Source organism: Myxococcus hansupus (assembly GCF_000280925.3).
Lineage (GTDB): Bacteria > Myxococcota > Myxococcia > Myxococcales > Myxococcaceae > Myxococcus > Myxococcus hansupus.
In genome coordinates this window covers 3,549,168-3,566,744 of record NZ_CP012109.1, presented here as the reverse complement: position 1 = coordinate 3,566,744, position 17,577 = coordinate 3,549,168, and the positions used below count along the sequence as shown (strand labels likewise).

The following is a 17,577-nucleotide window of genomic DNA, read 5'->3' as shown; positions in this document are numbered from 1 at the left end:
AGGGCTTGGCGTCAGGGGCGCTTGGGACACAGCGCGATTTCCAGGAAGGTGGTCCGCTGGCGGCGCAGCGACGCCACGAGACAGCGAACCACGCACACCGCGCCGAACTCGCGCAGCACCACGCCAAGGTTCGCCACCACGTCCCGCAGGGTGATCACACCGTGCATGTGCCCGCTCCTGTGCGCTGCGGAGGTTGGCCTGGGTGCTACAGGCGTGTGGCGCACCGTAACAGCGGGACTTGCTCCGTCAATTTTCGGGGCGCTCAGCGGGCGCGGCGCTCCAGCTCCAGCAGCGGCATCTCCAGCACCACCACCGTGCCGTGGCTGCACGTGGGATGGAAGTCCGCGCGGTCCAGCTCGCCCAGCAGCGCCCGGAACTGCGCGTCCGAGAGCGGCACGGCCCCCGCCTGTCGCGCGGCGTGGCACGCCATCACCCGCAGGGCCTCCGCCAGCGTGACGGTGTCGAGCTGCGCGCCCTTGGGTGGCAGGGCCCGCGCCAGCGCTTCCAACAGCGCGCGCGCATCCGCGCCCTCGAGCCCCGGAGGCACCGTCTTCAGCGCGACGGTGGTGCCCCCGAAAGGCTCCACGTCGAAGCCCAGGCGGGACAGCGCCTCGCGGCCCTCCACCAGGGACTTCGCCGCGGGGACGGGCAGCTCCAGCGTGGTGCCGAAGAGCGTGGGGGCCGGGGGCGACTTGCTGGACTCCAGCGCGCGCAGGTAACCCGTCAGCCGCGCGCGCTCCAGCGCCGCGTGGGGATCCATCACCACCAGCGTGCCGCCTGGGCCCTCGCAGACATGGAAGCGGCCCCCCAGCATGCCCAGGGGCCGCAGCGCGCCGAAGTAGCCCGGCGGTGGCGCCTCGTTGAGCTGCGGCTGGGCCTGACCGAACGCGGGCGCCTGCCCCAGCGCGGCGGCGAAGGGCAGCGCTCCGGGGTGGCCGCCCTGCCCCATGGACGGCGGCATCCCGGGCAGCCCCGGCGCGTCCATGGCGGTGGGCAACGGCGCGCCCCAGGCGGCCTCCTGGGCCCGGGTGAGGAAGCGCTCCACGGCGTGGGCATAGTGGGCCGCGTCCATGGGCTGGCCCGCTTGCGGGGTGGCCCCCTCCACGCCCGAGCCCAGCCACGGCGCGGCACGGAGCATGCGGCTGAGCGCGGCCGTCACCGCCTCCTGCACGCCTCGGGCATCCGCGAAGCGGACCTCCTGCTTCTGGGGATGCACGTTGACGTCCACCGCGCGCGGGTCCACGTCGATGTGCAGCACCACCACCGGCTGGCGGCCCGCGGCCAGGAAGTCCTGGTAGGCGCGCTGGATGGTGCCAATCAGGCCCCGGTCGCGGATGTAACGGCGGTTGACGAAGGTGTAGAGGCCGCGCGCGTTGTTGAAGGTGAACTCGGGCGAGGCGGCGAACCCCGTGACGGCCACGCCCAACCGGCGCTCCTCCACGGGGAACAGGTGCGGGTGGGACGTCGAGCCCAGCGCCGCGGCGATGCGCTCGCGCGGGTCGTCCGGACACGCGGCGCTGGAGAAGAGCGTGCCGCCCTCGTGCGAGGCGAAGAAGCCCACCTCCGGGTTCGCCAGCGCCAGGCGCACCACGGCCTCCTCCGCGTGCTTCAGCTCGGTGTCGCCCCGGCGCAGGAACTTGCGGCGCGCGGGGACGTTGAAGAAGAGGTCCTCCACGCTGATGACGGTGCCGGTGCGGGGCGGCGCATCCTCCACCTCGGGCGGTCCGCCGCCCTCCACCGACACCCGCGTCCCCACCTCCGAGTTCGCATCGGCGGTGTGAAGTGTGAACCGGGAAACGGATGCGATGGCGGGAATGGCCTCGCCCCGGAACCCCATGGAGTCGATGTGGAAGAGGTCATCCATCTCCCGCAGCTTGCTGGTGGCGTGGCGCTCCAGGCAGGCCACCGCGTCCACGCGCCCCATGCCGTGCCCGTCGTCGGACACGATGATCCGGTCCACGCCCCCACCCTCCAGCTCGATGCGGATGGTGCTGGAGCCAGCGTCGATGGAGTTTTCCACCAGCTCCTTCACCACGGAGGCGGGGCGCTCCACGACCTCGCCGGCGGCGATCTTGTTGATCAGGACATCGCTGAGTCGGGCAATCCGGGACATGGCGGCCGAACACCCTCCGCCACCCAGGCGACGTTGTCCAGCAACACAACATGAGTGGCGGCTGACAATCCCAGGCGGCTGGGCTAACACACGACACCGCGTATGGACGTGTCTCGACCAGGCAAGGGGCGGCTGCGCGTCGCGGTGACCGGCGCGAGCGGTGACTACGGACGGCTCCTGCTGTCACGGCTGGAGCAGGATCCGGAGGTGGAGAGCATCCTGGTGCTCGACGTCGCCCGGCCGAAGGATGCGTCCGCCAAGGTGGAGTTCCACCGCGTGGACCTCACCCGCTACGACGCGGAGGGCGAGCTCACCGACGCGCTCGCCGAGCGCCCCGTGCACGCGCTCTACCACCTGGCGTTCCTGTTCGGCCCCATCCGCAACGGCTCCCTGGCGCACGAGCTGGAGGTCATCGGCACCATGAACGTGCTGACCGCGGCGGGCCGCTCGCGGCTGCCCCGGTTGGTGGTGCCGTCCCTGACGGCCGTCTACGGCGCGCGCGGGAACAACCCCGCGATGCTGCGCGAGGACTCGCCCCTGCAGGGATGCCCGCACAGCCGCTTCGTCACCGACAAGGTCGAGGTGGAGGGCCAGGTGCGCGCCTTCCGTGAGCGGCACCCGGACATGCGCGTGCTGGTGCTGCGCTTCGCGCCGGTGCTCGGGCCCTCGGTGGACAACCCGGCCACGCGGCTCTTGAGGAACCCGGTGGTGCCCACGCTGATGGGCTACGACCCGCTGTGGCAGGGCCTGCACGAGGACGACGCCGCGCGCGCCCTGCACCTGGCGCTGCGCGCGGACACGTCGGGGGAGATCAACGTCGTGGGCCGGGGCGTCATGCCGCTGTCCGGCCTCATCCACCAGGCGGGCGCCCGGCCGCTCCCCCTGCCCGGCCCGCTGTTCCGGGCCGCGCTGCACACATTGGACGCCGTGGGCGCGGGCACGTTGCCCGTGGCCCTGCTCGACTACATCCATTACTCATGGGTCGCGGACGGCGAACGCGCCGAATCCGCGCTCGGCTTCATTCCCCTCCACCATGTCAGGGACGCCGCTGCGGCGCTGAAGAGGAGCTAGTCATGGCCAAGGGTGTCCTTGGAAACGATCCCTTCCAGCGCGGCGCCGCGTCGCGCTCCGCGGAGCCCGCCACCGGTGAGGCGAAGACGGCCGCGGAGGCTCCGGCGAAGAAGCCGGTGAAGGGCAAATCCGGCAACGGCGCCAAGGCCTCCGCGCACAAGGCCGCGGCCCCCGGCAAGACAGGTGGCAAGGCCGCCTCCGCCAAGTCGCGAAAGCCCGAGAAGAAGACCGCCGCGAAGGCCCGGGGTGGCAAGGTGGGTACCGCGTCCGGGAAGCCCGGCGCCGCGGCCCACGCACCGTCCCCCCGCGCCCAGGCGCGCGGCCCGGCGTCGCACGGCCCGGAGGACGCCGCCCTGCCGCTGCGCGAGCCCGCGGCCGCCGAGCCCTTCGCGACCGAGTTCGAGCCCGGCCCCGTGAATGACGCGGGACCGCTCACGGACGCGCAACGCGACGTGGACCACGCACTGGCGGAGGCGGTGGCCTCCGAGGCAGCGGAGGTCTCCGCCACGGCGGCCGTGGAGGAGACGCTGGGCACCGGCGGGGACCCCGACGCCGAGGTCGAGCGGTGGATGGCCACGGAGGTGGCGACCGAACTGGCGGAGCGCGCCGTGGAGGCGCTGCTGGAACAGGACTCGCCGTCGAGGCCTCCCGAGCAGGAGCGCGAGCTCGCCGCGTCGGTCGCCGCGCAGGTGGCGGACCACGCCGCCCGCGCCGCAGCGGACGAGGCGCAGACCCGCCATGCCTCCGCACAGGAGGCTTCCGACGGGGCGCGGCGCCACGAGTTCTCCGCCCAGGGGGCTTCCGACGGGGCGCGGCGCCACGGGTTCTCCGCCCAGGAGGCTTCCGACGGGGCGCGGCCTCACGAGTTCCCCACACAGGGGGCTTCCGACGGGGCGCGGCCTCACGAGTTCCCCACACAGGGGGCTTCCGACGGGGCGCGGCGCCACGAGTTCTCCGCACAGGAGGCTTCCGACGAGGCGCGGCCCCACGAGTTCTCCGCACAGGAGGCTTCCGACGAGGCGCGGCCCCACGAGTTCTCCGCACAGGAGGAATCGGAGGAAGCGCTCTGGGCGGAAGAGGCGTCTGTCAGCGTGGTGGTGACCGACGAGACGGACACCACCGCGGTGGAGCCAGAGGTGGAATTGCCGGACGCCACCCGCGACGAGTTCCCGCCGGGACGCCGCGGCCCGCTCTCGCTGGTGCCGCCACCCTCGTACGCGGAGGACGGAGCGCGTGAGGCCTTCCCGCCCGACGCGGGACGCAGCGGCCCGGAGAGCGTCCGTCCCCTGGCGGAGCGCGCGGTCGCGGCGCTGTCGCTGGCGAAGGACATCGCGGGGCAGGCCCTGGCCAGCGAGAGCCTGGCCCGGGCGATGCTCGCGGTCGGCGGCCTGAAGGACATGCTCCGCGCCGGGCTCGGCACGGGCGGCGGCGCGAACCTCGACGAGTACGGCAAGGACCCCGCCCTGGTCGAGCGGCTGGAGCCGGTGCTCGAGTTCCTCTATTCGCAGTACTGGCGCGTGTCCGTGCAGGGCGTGGTTCACGTGCCCCCGGGTGCGGCCATCCTGGTGGCCAACCACTCAGGCGCGCTGCCCTACGACGGACTGGTGATGTCCATGGCGCTCACGCGCGAGCGCCCCGACCTGCGCGAGCCGCGTTGGCTGGTGGAGGACCAGGTCTTCCACGCGCCCATGGTGGGCACGCTCTTCAACCGCATGGGCGCGGTGCGCGCGTGCCCGGAGAACGCGCTCCGCCTGCTGGACGAGCACCGCCCGCTGGTCGTCTTCCCCGAAGGCTACCAGGCGCTCAGCAAGCCCTTCGGCGAGCGGTACCGGCTCAAGCGCTTCGGCCGCGGCGGCTTCGTGAAGCTCGCGCTCCGCACCGGCGCGCCCATCGTCCCGGTGGCCATCGTGGGCGCGGAGGAGACGTCACCGCTGCTGGGACGCATCCCCGCGTCCTTCCTGGGTCTGCCCTACGTGCCGCTCACGCCGCTGGGCCCCCTGCCGCTGCCGGCCAAGTGGAGCATCCGCTTCGGCGAGCCCATTGGCGTCGAGGACTTCCCGCCCGAGGCCGCGGACGACCTGGGCGAGGTGCAGCGCCTCACCGAGCGCACCCGCGAGTCCATCCAGAGCATGCTCCAGTCCCTGCTGCGCGAGCGTCGCTCCGTCTTCGCGGGCTGAGAGCAGGCGTCACGGCCGGCGCTGGGCACCGCCACGCGAGACCGCGTGGCGCGCTCAGCCCATCACGCGGTTGCGGCCGGTCGTCTTCGCCTCGAAGAGCTTCTCGTCCGCGTCCCGCACCAGCTCACCGGATTCGCGGTGGAACGGCTCCAGCGCCGCAAGCCCCACCGAGACGGTGACGGGGATGGCCTGCCGGTCGAACTCGAAGCGCTGCTTCTCCACCAACCGGCGCACCTTCTCCGCGAGCTGCCGCGTGCCCGCCAGGGAGACTTCCGGCAGGAGGATGGCGAACTCCTCGCCGCCGTAGCGCGCGAACACGTCCTCGCGGCGAATCTTCGTGCGCACCGTGGACGCGAGCTGCTTGAGCACCGAGTCACCCGCCAGGTGACCGTACTTGTCGTTCACCGCCTTGAAGTGGTCGATGTCCAACAGCACCAGCGACAGCATCCGCTCGTAGCGACGGCTGCGTGAAATCTCCCGGTCCAACTGCTCGTCGAAGTAGCGCCGGTTGTAGATCTGCGTCAGGCCGTCCATGGTGGTCAGCCGGTAGATTTCATCGTGGTACGCCGCCTCGATGTTCCCGCCGGCGATGTACTTGAAGATGGTCCGGCCAATCTTCACCAGGTCGCCGTTGCGCAGCTCCCGTCCGCCCTCCACCAGCTCGTCGTTGATGAACGTGCCGTTGGTGGAGCCCAAATCGCGGATGCGCACGCCCTCACGCGAGTTGGTGATGCCCGCGTGATTGCGGCTGACCGACTCCTGATCGATCTGGATGTCCGCCTTCGAGGAACGCCCGATGAGCGTTTCTCCGGACGTGAGGTCGAACTTCCGCCCCAGGTCCAGGCCGTAGATCACCACCAGCGCCGCGTCGAGGTTGACCGGCCGGTCGGAGATCTTCGAGATGACCGTGACGACCGTCTCCTTCTGCACCTTGCCTCCCGGGAGCGCAACGCTACCACCCGGCAAATCGGGAAAGCGAGCCAGAGCGCGAGAACCCAGGTGGGTGCCCACGTACTCGGGGGCTCGACGTCAGTGGATGTCGACGCGCCGGCTGCTCCTGACGAACGGACGCAGGGGGTCTCCGTCCGGGCCCACCAGGGTGGCGGTCAACGTCGCCCCCACGCCCTGGCAGCCAGCCGGCATGAGCAGCTCGAACTCGCCCACGCCGTGCGTCGGGACGTCCTGTTCGGTGTCGAAAGGGCCCACGCAGCCGGCCCCTCCTTGCAGGCGGATGTGCACCCGCCCCTGGCCCTCCGGGGGGGCCCCCAGCCGGAACCCGGTGACGCGCAGGCGCACCGCGCTGCCCCGCGCCAGCCGCTGACCGTCCGCCTCGGGGTGAAGCCACGTCACCTCGGGGTGGCCCAGGCGCACGGAGGCGACGGCGTCCGTCAGGTCCGCGAGCCGCTCCATGCGGGGACCGTCCGCCGCCACCAGGCGCGCCACGCCTTCGCCCTCACGGCGGGTCAGCGCCGCCGCGCGCAGCACCTCGACATGGAGCCGAGCGCGCGTGGTCCCAAGCGGAGAAGCGTACGTGCGGTCCTCGAACCCGAAAGAAGGCCGCGGCACCTGCACACCGTCGTCCAGGTCCTCCGGCGGCATCAACACCGTCCAGCGCCGGCCCGCGCGGGTCGAAAACTCGGCGCGCACCAGATTGGCGCGCGGGTCCACGGTCGCCTGGAACTCGCGGGCCTCCAGCCCCTGATGGGACTCACCGTCGAAGTTGTAGCGCGCGGACTCCGGGAGGGAGAGGAAGCCAGCGTCCATGCTCACCGGCCGGAGTCCCTCCGGATCGAACTGCGGCCCTGAAAGGGTCTTCACGAGCGTGCTCGTGGCCAACGAGCCATCCGGCGCTTCGCCCACCGCGGCCACCAGCAGACGGTAGGGCTGCCCCTCCAACCCGCCGTGAGCCGGGGCCATGCGAACCGCGACGTGGCCGGGCCGGCCCAGGCGAAAATCCGCATCCGTGTTCGGATCCGCGGGCGAGGTGTTGGCGGCGGCGCCAAGTCCCAGGGGCACCAGCCCACGGCCGGGCGCGGCCACCGTGGCCAGCACGTAGGCCCGGTCGAGGTACGTCCCCTGGTACTGCGGCAGTGACGGCACCTGGACGACGAAGGGGAACGACAGGCGCACGCCCTGCGAGTCCCCGAAGGGCAGCGGCTGCGCATACTCCACCGTCCGCACATCCGGCTCGCCCACACCGATTCCGGGGGTGGGCGCCAAGGTGAAGCGGGTGTCTCGCGCCACCAACGAGAAGAAGCGCGGCGAGCCTTGCAGCAGGCGGCCCAGTTGGAGCAGCGGGTCAATCTTGGGTTGCAGCGCGCCGAGCGGCAGGTCGGCCAGCGAGACGACCCCTGTCAACGCCCAGGCCGTGCGCGTCCCACAGGCGCCGTCGCGCGGGGCCAACTCCGGGTCCCATCCACTCAGAAAGGCGCCGTCGCACATGCCGGCCACGCCCGGGAGCGCGACCTCCGGCGCTTGCCTGTCCGCCATCCAGAGGGCGGCACCGGACGGCAAGGACAGATTCTGGGGCCCAGGCACGCCCGTGGACCACACCGGCAAGGGCACCTCGCGCTCCGGCCCCGCGACGAACTCAGCGGATTGATCCGACGGCAGCCCGGGCACCGACAGCCCCGCGACCCCGACGCGCAGCAACGAGCTGGCGGTGAGGGAGTCTTCCACGGTGGGGAACTCGCCCCGCACGCCCCCGAAGCGGTCCAACGGGTTTCGCACGAGCGCCAGCCGCACGTCGCGGAAGCGGCTCGCGTCGTGGCGCGCCAACGTGAGGTAGCCGAAATCCGGGTGGTAGGCGGTCAGCCCGACTTCGCCCCTGGCGGGCACCCACGCGGTGCCGTCCGCGTTCGTCACCATGGCGGCCGTCTGCTCGCCGTCATCGTCCGACACCGCGACCACGGCCAGCGGCACCGGCCAGCCGGTCTGCGCATCCATCACGAGCACCCGCACCCCACCCGTCGCCACCTCCGAGGGCAGGACGGTGACGAGCGCCGAGCACGACGCTTCCCCGACCTGGACGCTCACCGCGGCGTGTTCGGAGGCGGGCTCGGCCAGGACGAAGCGCCCGGCGGCACCGGTGCCAGCCCCCACCACCGAGGGCGTCAGCGCCTCCCACGTCATGCCCTCGCGCGGCACCAACGGGCGCCCCGCCGCGTCACGCACCCACACCTGGAAGTCCACCGCCAACCCCGGACTGCCAACGACGACCGCGGGCGTCACCTCACACGACGCGGCCTGGGACGGCTCGGGCGGCGCCACACACGCGCCATCCCGGCACGCCTCGTCCGACTCACAGTCCGAGTCAGCGGCGCACACCGCGGGCAGACAGCGGTTCATGTCGCACTGGCAGCCGAGCCCGCCGGCATCGTCACAGACGGCCAGCGCATGAATCCCGCGGCGCTCGCCGCGACAGTCCGCCTGCGTCCGGCAGGCCGCCACGCAGCGCGCGGTGGCCGTGTCGCAGATGAAGAGGTCCGGATCCGAGCAGTCCTGGTCGACGGCGCAGAACTCCCGACTGGAAGTCGGCGGCCCCGGGCGACCGGTGACGTCGCCTTCCAAATAATCGCCACACCCGCTCAGACACAGCAGGACACAGGCCAGGCGGGCCAGCAGCGGGAAACGAGGGGTGGAACTCATGCGGGTGCGGCTCCGGGGGACCGTCCGCGACCATACAGCAGGACGCGTGCTGCGCGACGGTACGCGGCGCCGGCCGCCGCCCTTCGATTCGCAATATAGCCTGTTTGGCCGCCGGACGCCCCGCCTGTGCAAGGGATGGTTGGCTTTCGGATTCCATGGATCGATGATCGGCCCCCATGGCCCGCAGCGAGCCCAAGACCCTGGAGCACCTTCTGCCTCGCGTCCTCGCGCGCCTCGCGGGCGAGTCCGGCAAGGGCGTTGCCCTCGCGCCCGTGTGGGCGGCGGTGGTGGGTCCACACCTGGCTCGGCACACCACCCCCCAGGCGCTCCACGGCACCACGCTGGTGGTGGCCGTGACGGGCGCGGAGTGGGCACGCAGCCTGGAGGCCGAGTCCGCGTCCCTCTGTGAGCGGCTCAACGCGCGGCTCGGTCCCGGCAAGGTGACAGCCCTCTCCTTCGCCTTCGGAGCGCCGCGCCGATGATGGCCCTGCTGGCGCTCGGTGTCCTCCTGACGGCGGCCCCTCCGACGACGGACGCCATGGAGCGCAGCGCCGCGCAACACGTGGGCCGCGAGTTCGAGCGCGTGGGCCGGCGTGTCCCCGTGGAGGACCCGAAGCTGTCCACCGCGGCGCGGCGGCTCGCCCACGAGGCGCTCACCGAATACACCACCGGCGCCCCCGGGCTCTTCACCCTCACCCGGGCCGTCAGTGACGCGGGGGCCGCGGACCCGTCACCGCGCACGCTCGTCATCCGCGCCTGGGTGCCTCGGCACGCCATTGAGACCTTCCTCGTCCGCGACGACTTCAATGGCGAGCGGACCTCGCACTTCGGCGTGGGCGTGGCGGTGAAGGCCGAGCGCGCGGCGCTGGTGTTGCTGCTCGTGGACCGCAAGGCGGAGCTCCAACCTTTTCCGCGCAGGCTGGCGGACGGCAAGCCTCGGGCGGCGACGCTCTGCGGGGCGCTGGTTTCCCCACTGCGGCAGGCGGAGGTCTACGCCACCCATCCGGACGGCACCGTGCACCGGGTCCCCAGCCCGTCCCGGGGCGAGCCGGGCGGCTTCTGCACCCGGCTCCACTTCGCCGCCCCGGGCACCTACACCGTCGAGGTGGTGGGACGCGCGGACGCCGGCCCGGAGGTGGCCTCCCTCTTCCTCGTGGACCACGGCGCTCCGGGCACGAACACCGCCCGCGAGGACACCGTTGAGCCCACCACCCTGGAGGACGCCCGGGTGGCGCTCTACGAGCGCATCAACGCCCTGCGCCGCGTGCACGGCGTCGCCGAGCTGAAACCCGACGCGCTGCTCGAAACCGTGGCCCAGGACTACAGCGCGCGCATGGCGCGGGACGGCTTCTTCGCGCACATCGCCCCGGACGGCTCCACGCTGAAGAAGCGGCTGCCCGCCGAGGCGCGCTATGTGCGCGCGGGGGAGAACCTGGGTCTGGCGGCGGGCCCGCTGGCGGCGCACTTCGGCATCGAGCACAGCCCCGGCCACCGGCGCAACGTGCTGGACCCGGGCTTCCGCCACATGGGCGTGGGCGTGGCCTTCCACACGGTGAACGGGCGCCAGGAGGCCATCCTCACGGAGGTCTTCACCGTCGCGCCGCCGGCCACCCCCGAGTTCTCGGACCCGCTGCAGGAGGCGTACGACGCGCTGAGCCGCCTGCGTGCGTCACGCAAGCTGCCGCCGCTGACGCGCAGCACCGCCCTGGACTCGCTGGCCAGCGCCCATGCGCGGCGCGCCCTGGAGCTGGACCAGCCCTCCGCGCAGCCGGGTGAAGCCCCGGTGCATGAGCGCGTCTTCGAGGCCCTGCCCGACGCGGGCACGGCCTCCGTGGACTTCTTCGTCCTGTCGGACCCCACGGCGATTCCGGAGTCCCGCAGCCTGGCCGACGCCGCCAACAACCGCGTGGGCGTGGGCGTGGTGAAGGGAGACTCCCGCCGCTTCGGGACCAATCAATACTGGGTGGCCGTCATCTACGCGGCCGTCCCTTGATGACCCGCACGGCGCGGCCCGTGCGGGAAGCCCCTGAAACATGCGACAGGGGCGACCTCGCCATCTTCGCTGGGACAGCGGCCCCGTCTAGACGGGCCGGCGTTGCGTGGCGTAGGCCTCGAGTCCCATCTGCGGCGGTGCCACCTGCTGATACATGGGGCACTTCATGCAGGTGAACGACTGCCAACCCCGCCGGACGGCTTCATCCAGGCAGTTGTCATACTGATGACAGTTGAGATTGCGATGGGTCTCGACGCCGGCACGCTTCGGCCCGGCTTCGGGGTTGATGGTTTGTGGCAGATCGGCTGGACACGGCTTCATGGAGCCCTCCCTCTGAACTGTTTCCCCCCGAGCGCTATGAACGAGCAGTGCTACCTGACGACAACGACTCAACCCGCCCTGCGGCGGTGGACCGGAGTGGCGCTGAACGGCGGCGCAAGGTAGTGATTCACTCCGGGTGACGCAATGGGTCGGCTGTTCCTACCCAAGTGCACGTAATCGCCTGGACGCTTTCAGCGAATGACATCTGGTGCTGAACAGTCAGGACAGGCCCGACGCCGCGCGGATCTAGGACTTGTCGCGCCCGCTGTCAAACCACCCTCCCCAAAGTGCAAGGGGAATGATCGGTGAGTCCGTCTCGTTGGCAGGCCGCAAAGCCGCGTCGTGAAAGGAAGACCACATGAGTTGGAGTGGGTGGGTTGCGGGGGTGGTTGCGGGGGTGTCGCTGGGACAATCCCCCACGGCGCTGGACGCCGTGCGCCTCCACAAGCCCGACGCGGCGGCCCTCGCTCGCGCGGAGTTGACGGCGTGCGTCGCGAAGAAGTGCGAGGACACGGGCCGCCTGGCGCTGCTGGCGGCGACGCTCACCTTGTCGGATGGGCAGGCCGCCGAAGCCAGGGAGCTCCTGGCCGCCTGGCCCGCGCCGCCGCTGCTCGCCCCCTACCACGCCTTCTACCTGGGGCAGGCCCGCTTCTATGCGGATGACGCGGCGGGCGCCGCCAAGGACTTCGAGCGCGTGCTCGCGTCGAACCCGCCCGCGGTGCTGGCCTCCCGCGCTCGCGCGCGGCTCGGTGAGTCGCTGCTGAAGGCAGGCAAGGCGAAGGACGCGGCGAAGGTGCTGGAGGCCGCCGCGAACGCGTCGCCCACGGTGGAGCTGCTCTACCAGCGGGCCCAGGCGCGCGGCGCCTCGGGGAACGCCACGGGCCAGCGCGCGGACCTGATGACGGTGGCGCTGCGCTTCCCCACCCATCCGTATGGCGAAGAGGCCATGGCGTGGCTCACGAAGACGAGCACGCCCCCCGTGAAGCTGGGCTTCACGGAGCGCACCACCCGGGCCGACCGGCTCCTGGACGCGGGCGCGACGCAGCGAGCGCTCGACGAGCTGGCGGCGCTGGACGGCGTGAAGCTCGACAAGGCGCAGGCGGCCCGGGTCGCGTTGCTGCGCGCACGGGCCTACTTCGCGTTGGGGCAGTCGGCGGAGGCCGACAAGGCGCTCGCGCTGGCACGGAAGGGGCCCGCGGCCACGGCCGCGCAGGCGGACCTGCTGGTGGCGCGGCGCGCGCTGCGCTCCGACAACAACGACAAGGCCCGCGCGCTGATGGCCGCGCTGGACCAGAAGTACCCCTCCCAGGCCGCGGGTGACGAAGGCGCGTTCTTCGCGGGCTGGCTGGACCTGCAGTCGGGCCGCTTCGCGGACGCGGTGAAGGCTTTTTCGTCCTTCGAATCCCGGTATCCCAAGTCGCGGCGGCGGGACGAAGGCATGTGGTTCCGCGCGCTGGCGCACCTGCGGCTGGAGGAATACGCGAAGGCGCGCGACGCGCTGGAGTCCTTCCTGGCGGCCTATCCCAAGAGCAACATGGGCCCGCAGGCGCGCTACTGGATGGCGCGCAGCCGCGAGTTGGAGGGCGCCAGGCAGGACACGCTGGGCCCCGCGTACACGGCGGTCATCACGTCGGCGCCGGCGTCCTTCTACGCGCTGATGGCGAACGAGCGACTCAAGTCGCTGGGCCTGAAGCCGCCCGCGCACTTTCCACAGCCCCCGAAGCTGCTGAAGCCGACGCGCCCGCCGGAGCTGGAGCTGGCCGTGGAGCTGACGCGCGCGGGCCTGTTCCGGGACGCGGCGGACGAGGTCGAAGCACATGCCGGACGCCTTCGCTCCGCGGACCAGGCCCTGCCCTTCGCGCACGCGCTCCTGGGCCTGGGCGAATACGGTCACGCGTACGCCGTGGCGGCGCGCCACCTGTGGGGCCGGGCCTTCGGCGCGCGTGAGCCGGACGCGCTCGCGGCCTTCTACCCGCGTGCGTTCGCCACCGCCGTGGAGGGCGCGGCGACGCAGCACCAGGTGGACCCCCATCTGGTGTGGGCCATCATGCGGCGGGAGAGCGCCTTCCGGCCGGAGGTGATGAGCGTCGCCGACGCGCGCGGGCTGATGCAGATCATCCCCAAGACGGCGAACGCCATCGCGGAGAAGCTGGCCGAGCCCGTCCCCGCGCCCGCGGACCTCTTCTCGCCCGAGCGCAACATCCGCTACGGCGCCTGGTACCTGTCACGGCTGATGGAGCGCTTCGGGCACCCGGTGCTCGCGGCGGCGGCCTACAACGCGGGCCCCAGCTCGGCGGCGAAGTGGGCCCAGGAGCGCGGTTCGCTGCCGCTGGACCTCTTCGTGGAGACCATCCCCTTCCGGGAGACGCGCGGCTACGTGAAGCAGGTGGTGGCGGACCTGTTCCTCTACCACGCGTTCTACGGCGACGGCGCGGGCGCGCCCCAGCTCCAGTTGGTGGTGCCCGCGCCCACGAAGGAAGGCGTCAGCTTCTAGGCGCGGCGCGCCATGCGGCGCAGGATTTCGGACTCCAGGCCATGCACCACCTCGGACAGCGGGGTGCTGCTGGAGTCCACGTGGAGGGCGTCTTCGGCCGCCTTCAACGGCGCCACGGCGCGCGCGGAGTCGTCGCGGTCCCGCTTCATCTGGTCCGCGAGCACCTCTTCCAGCGAGCTCTCCACGCCCTTCTGGAACAGCTCCTCGTACCGGCGCCGGGCCCGCACCTCGGGGCTGGCCCCGAGGAAGAACTTGGCGTCCGCGTCCGGGAACACCACGGTGCCAATGTCCCGGCCCTCCAGGATGGCGCCCTTCTCCGACTCCAGCGCCAAGCGCCGCTGGAGCTGCAGCAGGCCCGCGCGCACCACCGGGCGGCTGGACACCTGCGACGCCGCCATGGAGTTCTCCGGCGTGCGAATCTCGCCGGACACGTCCTGGTCGCCGAGGAACACGTGGTTCTCCTCGCCCACCACCTGGAAGTGGATGTGGACGCGGGCCAGCAAGTCCTCGAGCGCCGCGTCGTCGTCGAAGGCGATGCCCTCGCGGCGGGCCATCAGCGCCACGCACCGGTAGATGGCGCCGGTGTCCACCAGCGAGAACCCCAGCCGGCGCGCCAGCAGCTTGGACACCGAGGACTTGCCCGCGCCCGCGGGGCCATCAATGGCGACGATGAAGGGCCGGACGCTCACGAGAGGATCTCCTTCAGCACCTGGACGCACCGCGCGTTCTCCGCCGGCGTCCCCACGGAGATGCGCACGTGATGGGCGAAGCCCTGCCCCGCGAAGGGACGGACGATGACGCCCTTGCGCAAGAGCTGCTCGTAGAGCGCCACCGACGGGCGGCCGAAGTCCACGAACACGAAGTTGGCGTGGCTGTGCGTGAGCGTGCCGCCCAGCTTCGGCAGCTCCGCGGCGAAGTAACGCAGGCCCGCCTGGTTGACCTCGCGCGTGCGCCGCACGTGCTCGGTGTCGTCCAGGGCCGCCATGCCCGCCGCCTGCGCGAGCACCGTCAGGTTGAAGGGCATGCGTGTACGGTGCAGATACGCCGCCAGCCGCGCATCCATGATGCCGTAGCCCAGGCGCACGCCCGCCAGCCCGTGAATCTTGCTGAAGGTGCGCAGCGCCACCAGGTTCGGGTGCTGACCGAGCAGCTCCACCGCGCTGCCGTACTCCGGCCAGTCGACGAACTCGAAATAGGCCTCGTCGTGCACCACCAGCACTTCGGGCGGCACCTTCGCCAGGAAGGCCTTCAACGCCTCGCGGCCGAACGCGGTGCCCGTGGGGTTGTCCGGGTTGGCCAGGAACACCATCCGCGTGCGCGGCGTGAGGGCCTTCGCCATGGCGTCCAGGTCGTACTGGTAGCCCTCGCGCATGGGCACCTCCACGAAGGGCCGCCCATGGGCCTGCGCGGAGATGCGGTACGCGGAGAAGGAGCCCTGGCACAGGAGGATTTCGTCCTCCGGCGAGGTGAAGGTGCGGATGAGCAGCTCGATGAGCTCGTTGGAGCCGCTGCCCAGCACCACCTGCTCCGGCTTCACGCCCACGTGCGCGGCCACCTTGCGCACCAGGTGGAAGGACGTGGCGTCCGGGTACAGGTGCGTCGCGCCAGACGCGTTCCGCATGGCCTCCACCGCGCGCGGCGAGGGGCCCAGCGGATTCTCGTTCGAGGCCAGCTTGATGACGCCCTTCAGCCCGAACTCGCGCTCCGTCTCTTCAATGGGCTTGCCGGGCACGTACGGCTTGAGGGTCTCGACGTGGGAAGGAACGAGCGGTCGCATGGTGAAGGGCCCTGTACGTGAATTCAGCGTCCGGAGAACACACCGAGCGCGCGGAACTTCGCGTACCGGTCCTGCACCAGTTCATCGGGTGACAGCTCGGCGAGCTGCCCCAGGTGCTTGCGCAGCGTCTTGCCCAGCGCCTCGGCCATCTTCGCCGCGTCGCGGTGCGCGCCACCGGCGGGCTCGGGGATGGCCTCGTCGATGATCTTCATCTCCAGCAGGTCCTTCGCCGTGAGCCGCATCGCGTCCGCGGCCTTGTCCGCCTTGGAGGCGTCACGGAAGAGGATGGAGGCGCAGCCCTCCGGCGAGATGACGGAGTAGACGCTGTTCTGGAGCATCAGCACGCGGTTGCCCACGCCAATGGCCAGCGCGCCGCCGGAGCCACCCTCGCCCACCACCGTGGAGATGATGGGCACGCGCAGCCGGCTCATGACCTCCAGGTTGACGGCGATGGCCTCGGCCTGCCCGCGCTCCTCCGCGCCGATGCCCGGGTACGCGCCCGGCGTGTCGACGAAGGTGAGGATGGGCTTCTCGAAGCGCTCGGCCAGCTCCATGAGACGGCGGGCCTTGCGGTAGCCCTCCGGGCGGGGCATGCCGAAGTTGCGCGCCATGTTCTCCTTGGTGTTGCGGCCCTTCTGGTGGCCCATCACCATCACCGGCTTGCCGTCGAAGCGCGCGAAGCCGCCGACGATGGACGGGTCCTCGCCGAAGTGCCGGTCGCCGCACAGCTCGACGAAGTCGGTGAAGAGGTGGTGGACGTAGTCCAGGAAGTAGGGGCGGTTCGGGTGCCGGGACATCTGCACCACCTGCCACCGCGACAGGTCGCTGAAGATCTCCGACTGGAGCTTCTTCGCCTTCTTCTCGAGCTTGGAGATCTCCGACGAGAAGTCCACCGTGCCGCTGGTGGAGAGAACCTTGAGCTCGTCGATCTTCTTTTCCAGCTCGATGAGGGGGCGCTCGAACTCGAGCACATAGCTGGTACCGGTTGCCATGGCGCGGAACTAGCACCAGGGTAAGGCGGCTTTCAACGCGCAAGCGGTTACGCACCCCACCGAATTCCCAGGCGTCCCGCCCGTCTGGAGGCACATGCACCCGGCCCTGCCCCTGCTCCTCCTGGCCCTCTCGGGCGCCGCCAGCACGCCTGGCGCCCGCCAATTGAACACCCAGGGATTCCGGCTCTACCAGGCGGGACGCTACCCAGAGGCCCTGGAGCGCTTCCAGGAGGCCTCCAAGGCGTCCCCGGACTACGCGCTGGCCCACTACAACCTGGCGGCCACCCTGGGCGTGCTCCGCAAGCAGGGAAAGGTCTGCGAATACAGCGCCCACCGGGACGTGATTGTTGAACACCTCACGCGAGCGGTGGCGCTGGACGCCCGGCGCCTGACGCGGGCCCGGGAGGACGCCGACTTCGAGCCCATCCGCGACACCCTGGGTTGGCAGAAGCTGCTGGGCCGTGACCCGGCGCGTGAACAGGACGTGCCCTTGCTCTTGCGCGCCGTGTCCTGGTTCGGCCCCGGCGTGGGCGTCTACGGCACCCTGCAACGGCTTCGCTTCGAGCCCGGCGGCAGGGCCACCCTCCGGGTCAAGGAGGTGGACGCGGAGGGAACGCCGCGTGAGAGGCAAGTGCGAGGCCGCTACACGGTGAGCGGCCGTCAGGTGGACCTGCGCCTGGAAGGCCGCCCACCCACGAAGGGCACCCTGACGGAGACGGGCGCGCTCACGTTTCCAGGCTGGGAGACGTTCACCGACGCACCTTCGGAATGCGAAGCCTGAGCGCGCCAAGGCCGCCATGCCCGCCAGCCATCAGTCCCGGCCCGGCCCACGCTCGTTTTCAGATAGGGCCCCACAGGTACGCTTGGCACCCATGATGCGCGTCGTCATGGTGCTCGCGGGGGCGGGTGGGCAGGGACGATTTTCGGGTGCGGTAACTGGGCGGGAGGCGGTGCGGCGGCGGCCCCCACTTCTTCGTGACAACGGACAGGA

Annotated in this window: 14 protein-coding genes; 6 read left to right on the top strand and 8 right to left on the bottom strand. The window is 71.5% G+C overall.

Annotated elements, in window-relative coordinates; all coding sequences use genetic code 11:
- Positions 1-11: 11 nt before the first annotated feature.
- A complete protein-coding gene (locus A176_RS39325; RefSeq protein WP_002636470.1) occupies positions 12-167 on the bottom strand; it encodes a hypothetical protein in 156 nt (51 codons plus the stop codon).
- Between the two features lie 95 nt (positions 168-262).
- Entirely contained in the window at positions 263-2,113 is a 1,851-nt protein-coding gene (gene mutL, locus A176_RS13870) for a DNA mismatch repair endonuclease MutL (protein WP_002636471.1), read from the bottom strand.
- A gap of 102 nt (positions 2,114-2,215) precedes the next feature.
- On the opposite strand from mutL, the gene A176_RS13865 reads away from it, so the two are divergent.
- On the top strand, positions 2,216-3,184 hold the full coding sequence (locus A176_RS13865; protein ID WP_002636472.1) for an SDR family oxidoreductase: 969 nt from the start codon (positions 2,216-2,218) through the stop codon (positions 3,182-3,184).
- A gap of 2 nt (positions 3,185-3,186) precedes the next feature.
- On the top strand, positions 3,187-5,361 hold the full coding sequence (locus tag A176_RS37600) for a 1-acyl-sn-glycerol-3-phosphate acyltransferase (RefSeq protein ID WP_002636473.1): 2,175 nt from the start codon (positions 3,187-3,189) through the stop codon (positions 5,359-5,361).
- Between the two features lie 54 nt (positions 5,362-5,415).
- Here A176_RS37600 and A176_RS13855 read toward each other — a convergent pair whose 3' ends face one another.
- Both A176_RS13855 and A176_RS13850 read right to left on the bottom strand, forming a co-directional pair.
- Positions 5,416-6,291, bottom strand: a complete 876-nt coding sequence (locus tag A176_RS13855) for a GGDEF domain-containing protein (protein WP_002636474.1) — start codon at positions 6,289-6,291, stop codon at positions 5,416-5,418.
- Between the two features lie 99 nt (positions 6,292-6,390).
- Complete coding sequence (locus A176_RS13850; RefSeq protein ID WP_002636475.1) at positions 6,391-9,009, bottom strand: hypothetical protein; 2,619 nt, start codon at positions 9,007-9,009, stop codon at positions 6,391-6,393.
- A 176-nt stretch (positions 9,010-9,185) separates the two neighbouring features.
- Here A176_RS13850 and A176_RS13845 point away from each other — a divergent pair, with 176 nt between their 5' ends.
- The gene (locus A176_RS13845) at positions 9,186-9,491 is read left to right on the top strand and encodes a DciA family protein (RefSeq protein WP_002636476.1); all 306 of its coding nucleotides are present in this window, start codon (positions 9,186-9,188) and stop codon (positions 9,489-9,491) included.
- Positions 9,488-11,002 carry a CAP domain-containing protein gene (locus tag A176_RS13840; RefSeq protein ID WP_002636477.1) on the top strand — a complete coding sequence of 505 codons (1,515 nt, stop codon included), beginning with the start codon at positions 9,488-9,490 and terminating at the stop codon, positions 11,000-11,002. Before A176_RS13845 ends, A176_RS13840 begins: the two co-directional genes overlap by 4 nt.
- Before the next feature lie 87 nt (positions 11,003-11,089).
- On the opposite strand, the gene A176_RS13835 is transcribed toward A176_RS13840, so the two are convergent.
- Positions 11,090-11,323 (bottom strand): hypothetical protein, encoded by a 234-nt coding sequence (locus tag A176_RS13835; RefSeq protein ID WP_002636478.1) that lies wholly within the window; start codon positions 11,321-11,323, stop codon positions 11,090-11,092.
- A gap of 358 nt (positions 11,324-11,681) precedes the next feature.
- Between A176_RS13835 and A176_RS13830 the strand changes: the two genes are divergently transcribed.
- Positions 11,682-13,817 (top strand): lytic transglycosylase domain-containing protein, encoded by a 2,136-nt coding sequence (locus tag A176_RS13830; RefSeq protein ID WP_044889147.1) that lies wholly within the window; start codon positions 11,682-11,684, stop codon positions 13,815-13,817.
- Here the strand turns inward: A176_RS13830 and cmk are convergent.
- From cmk to A176_RS13815, 3 genes are read right to left on the bottom strand one after another with little or no spacing between them, the layout of a single operon-like run.
- Positions 13,814-14,506 (bottom strand): (d)CMP kinase, encoded by a 693-nt coding sequence (gene cmk, locus A176_RS13825; protein WP_002636481.1) that lies wholly within the window; start codon positions 14,504-14,506, stop codon positions 13,814-13,816. The genes A176_RS13830 and cmk overlap by 4 nt on opposite strands.
- On the bottom strand, positions 14,503-15,594 hold the full coding sequence (hisC, locus tag A176_RS13820) for a histidinol-phosphate transaminase (protein ID WP_002636482.1): 1,092 nt from the start codon (positions 15,592-15,594) through the stop codon (positions 14,503-14,505). Before hisC ends, cmk begins: the two co-directional genes overlap by 4 nt.
- A 23-nt stretch (positions 15,595-15,617) precedes the next feature.
- Positions 15,618-16,586, bottom strand: coding sequence for an acetyl-CoA carboxylase carboxyltransferase subunit alpha (locus tag A176_RS13815; RefSeq protein WP_002636483.1), 969 nt, complete (start codon positions 16,584-16,586; stop codon positions 15,618-15,620).
- 94 nt (positions 16,587-16,680) lie between these two features.
- On the opposite strand from A176_RS13815, the gene A176_RS13810 reads away from it, so the two are divergent.
- Entirely contained in the window at positions 16,681-17,367 is a 687-nt protein-coding gene (locus tag A176_RS13810) for a tetratricopeptide repeat protein (RefSeq protein WP_002636484.1), read from the top strand.
- Positions 17,368-17,577: the final 210 nt, after the last annotated feature.